The organism is Clostridium sp. HV4-5-A1G (assembly GCF_900184915.1).
Taxonomy (GTDB): domain Bacteria; phylum Bacillota; class Clostridia; order Clostridiales; family Clostridiaceae; genus Clostridium_B; species Clostridium_B aromativorans.
This window is the reverse complement of record NZ_FXYI02000246.1, coordinates 1-3,995: the sequence shown is the minus strand read 5'-3', so window position 1 is coordinate 3,995 and position 3,995 is coordinate 1. Positions and strand designations below refer to the sequence as shown.

At 27.6% G+C, this 3,995-nt stretch carries 6 protein-coding genes; 2 read left to right on the top strand and 4 right to left on the bottom strand.

The window, feature by feature from the left end:
- Window positions 1–59: 59 nt before the first annotated feature.
- Both ytvI and yyaC read left to right on the top strand, forming a co-directional pair.
- Entirely contained in the window at window positions 60–773 is a 714-nt protein-coding gene (ytvI, locus tag J5G60_RS17095) for a sporulation integral membrane protein YtvI (RefSeq protein ID WP_236035342.1), read from the top strand.
- A gap of 78 nt (window positions 774–851) precedes the next feature.
- Entirely contained in the window at window positions 852–1,439 is a 588-nt protein-coding gene (gene yyaC / locus J5G60_RS17090; RefSeq protein WP_150358934.1) for a spore protease YyaC, read from the top strand.
- Between the two features lie 4 nt (window positions 1,440–1,443).
- On the opposite strand, the gene J5G60_RS17085 is transcribed toward yyaC, so the two are convergent.
- Genes J5G60_RS17085 through J5G60_RS17070 form a run of 4 tightly spaced genes read right to left on the bottom strand, consistent with a single transcriptional unit; the run spans window position 1,444 to window position 3,926 of the window.
- On the bottom strand, window positions 1,444–1,674 hold the full coding sequence (locus J5G60_RS17085; RefSeq protein WP_150358935.1) for a YkuS family protein: 231 nt from the start codon (window positions 1,672–1,674) through the stop codon (window positions 1,444–1,446).
- Between the two features lie 57 nt (window positions 1,675–1,731).
- A complete protein-coding gene (locus J5G60_RS17080) occupies window positions 1,732–2,235 on the bottom strand; it encodes a DUF4446 family protein (protein WP_150358936.1) in 504 nt (167 codons plus the stop codon).
- Window positions 2,236–2,287: 52 nt separating this feature from the next.
- Window positions 2,288–3,151 carry a ParB/RepB/Spo0J family partition protein gene (locus tag J5G60_RS17075; protein ID WP_150358937.1) on the bottom strand — a complete coding sequence of 288 codons (864 nt, stop codon included), beginning with the start codon at window positions 3,149–3,151 and terminating at the stop codon, window positions 2,288–2,290.
- 7 nt (window positions 3,152–3,158) lie between these two features.
- Window positions 3,159–3,926, bottom strand: a complete 768-nt coding sequence (locus J5G60_RS17070; RefSeq protein ID WP_150358938.1) for a ParA family protein — start codon at window positions 3,924–3,926, stop codon at window positions 3,159–3,161.
- Window positions 3,927–3,995: the final 69 nt, after the last annotated feature.

Below are 3,995 nucleotides of genomic sequence, written 5' to 3'. Positions count from 1 at the left end.
TATCTAGTAAGGTCTCGTGGGCTCTGATATTTGTATAAGAGACATACTCTATATATAAATTGCAAAAATATTACAACAATTTAGATCCATATATAATAAATACCTTCGAGGGAAATTTTACAAATTTTATTAATAAGGCATCTAATATAGCAGTAAGCTTTTCCGGGAAACTTGTAAGTTATCTAGTAAATTTAGTAGCCACAATACCTTATGTATTAATGGTGATACTCTTTACATTGCTGACAACATATTTTTTTACAAAAGATATGACTTCCTCCAATGTAAGTATACCTAATTTACTTCCAGATAACAAAACAGCTAAGCTATACAAAATATATAATGAAAGTAAAAAAATGATTGGAAATTATTTATTATCATATATGATTATCATTTCACTTACTTTTATAGAAACTTTAATAGTATTCTCAATATTTAAAATCAAATATGCACTGATATTAAGCATTATATGTGCTATAGCAGATATATTACCTATTATAGGAATAGGAATTATATATATACCTTTAGCACTCATTTATCTGATTACTACAAATAATTATGTTATTTGCCTTGGATTGATAGTATCTTACCTTATAGTCTCGATTATTAGACAGATTATTGAACCTAAAATAGTATCTTCCTCTTTAGGTATACATCCTGTGGCAGTGTTAGCATCCTTATTCATTGGATTAAAGGTCAACGGTATCTCAGGAGTAATATTTTGTATATTTTTAGTTATTTTCTTTAATATATTTAGAAAATTAGATATGTTATAGCACCTTAGATTTATGAAATATTATTATATGTATAAATAACCTCCTTATGGTAAAAACTACATTATAGGAGGTTTTCTTATGATTAAAAAAATGATAATAGATCCATCATCTTCAAATTCAATATTTATCTTAAGAGATGTTATAAGCAACGAAATATATCCTATCATAAAGTCCGGAAGAACTATAATAATACTATGCATAGGTACAGATAGATCTACTGGAGATAGCTTAGGTCCTATAGTTGGATATAAACTAAAACTTTTAATGAAAAATAAAGTTGAGTTATATGGTAATTTACAATATCCAGTACATGCAAAAAATATAACAGATGTGATAAATGAAATAAATTCTAAATACAATAATCCATTTATTATAGCTATTGATGCCTGCTTAGGTGCAATTCAAAATGTAGGTAAGATAATAATCGAGACAAAACCACTTCACCCAGGATCTGCAATGAATAAATCTCTGCCTCAAGTTGGTGATCTAAGCATCACAGGAATTGTAAACATATGTGGTGCTATGGAATTTATGGTATTGCAAAATACCAGATTGTTTACTGTAATGCAGCTTGCTGATACAATTTCTAGAGGAATATATCATTCTATGTTAAAAACTGTAGGCGTAGAAAACTCAAACAATGTTTTTATAAATGCAGAAACTTAATATTTCAAAAAACTCTATCCCTAAGTATATATTCTATTTCTTCTGCATTTTTTCTCCCTAAATCAATTATCAAGGTATTCTTATTTTTTATGTGCAAATCTGCAAGTCCATTATCTTTCAATTTGCAAATTACAGCATCATATTTTGTATCTTCATTGTCATTTACTATTATATATCCTTTTTTTCGCAATTCATCTCCTATGTAATTTAAATCCTTTGGAATATATATTTTCATATAAAAAACCTCCTTAAAAAGTAATTTTCCCTTAAGGAGTTTTTTTATGTAAATAATCTATATTCTTTTATTTATACATTCCTCTAGGACCTGTTTTTCCTCCTGGGACAGTTCATATCTAGACATACCACTGTCTATAGGCTTTGCATAAGTTGTACTTTCATCTCTTCCATATATTCCAGTAATTATCACACCATCATTATTTTCATCCAATAATGCAATTGAGAAACTAAGATCACTACCTACATCTTCAAAAGCCCTATATCGTATGATTGATAATTTCTGAATACAATTTTTTACTTTTGAATTTAGATTACTATACAATTTTTTAATATCATCAGATTCTTTTTTTACATTATCTATATTATCTAAATATTTTACAATAAGTTCCTCCAAATTTTTGCCATTTGAGCCACGCATAAGTTTTCTATACCTTTTTTCCAATCTATTTAGTGATTTAAAAATTATAACATTCATGATTAACAATATTATCACTAATACAACTAGTCCAATTACAATATACAATTGCAAATTATTTATTAAGTTAATGATATTTTGCATATTTTTCTCCCTTCATGATATAAAAATGTTTCACGTGAAACATCAAAATTTATTAAATTTTTAATATATCTAATATCCTCTGTAAATCTTCCTGAGAATAGTATTCTATCTGTATTTTCCCCTTATCCTTTTTATTCATCAATAAAACCTTAGTTCCAAATAAATTTTCTAATCTCTCCTTTATATCTAAATAATAAATATTTTCCTTTTTAACAGATTTTTCTTCATCTTTTTTTGTAGAATTCAAATTTTTAATAATTTTTTCTACATCTCTTACCGTTAAATTTTTATTTATTATATTCAAAGCTAACTTATACTGCAATTCTCCATTTTCTACGCCCAAAAGTGCCCTTCCATGCCCTTCACTAATGATCCCATCTATAAGATATTTTTGAACTCTTTCATCTAGATTTAGGAGTCTCATACAATTAGAAATTGCCGTTCTGGACTTTCCTATTCTACGGCTTAATTCTTCTTGAGTTATATTAAAATCATTAATTAACCTCTTATAGGCTAAAGCCTCTTCTATGGGATTTAAATCCTGTCTCTGTATATTTTCTATAAGGGAAACTTCCAAAATCTCTCTATCAGATAAATTCATTATAATTGCAGGTATTTCTTTAATACCAATAAGTTTAGCTGCTCTCCATCTTCTTTCACCTGCTACTATGTTATACGTATTATCTTCAATTTTATTAAGTATAAGAGGTTGTATTATACCATGTTCTTTTATTGATTGAGAAAGTTGTTCTATTTTATCCTTATCAAAACTTTTTCTAGGTTGAGTCTTATTAGCTTTTATAAAATCAATATTAATATAATTTATATCACTTTGGGCTCCTTCTCCTTCATCCTCTAAAGTGTTATCAGGTATCAATGCTCTAAGTCCCTTACCTAATCCATATTTTTTACTCAAATCCTATTCACTCCTTTTGCCTATGTAAAAACTCTTTAGTCAATAATTCATAGGCTTCCGCCCCCTTACATTTATCGTCATAAAGCACTACAGGAAGCCCAAAACTCGGAGCTTCTGCCAGCCTTATATTTCTAGGTACAGTAGTTTTATATACTTTATCTTTAAAAAACTTTTTCACTTCCGAAATAACTTGAGTAGATAAATTAGTTCTCATATCACACATACTCATAATTACACCTTCAACTTCTAAATTCTTATTTAGTGACTTTTTAACTAATTGTATCGTGCTTATTAGTTGTCCAACTCCTTCTAATGCATAAAATTCACATTGAATAGGTATAATAACACTATGAGATGCTGTAAGTGCATTTATAGTTAATAGTCCCAAAGACGGTGGACAATCTATGAATACGAAATCATATTCTTGTGTTAAGCTTTTTAATTTGTTATTCAATATATTTTCTCTATTCTTTTTATCTATAAGCTCTACTTCAGCACCAGCTAACTCCATTGTAGAAGGAATTATAAAAAAATTATCTATGAGCTCACATTTTCTTACACTATCATCTATACTGATTTCTGAGTTTAACACATCATATATAGAATTTTCTATACCTCTTTTATCAATACCTAACCCACTAGTAGTATTTCCCTGTGGATCGATATCTATATCCAATACCTTATATCCCTGTATAGCTAAATATGCACTCAAATTAATACACGTAGTAGTTTTTCCAACTCCACCTTTTTGATTAAATATTGATATAATTTTTATACTGTTCACCCCCTCAATTCATTCTTTACTTTATTTTTAATTATATATTTTTATTTAAAATAATAAAAG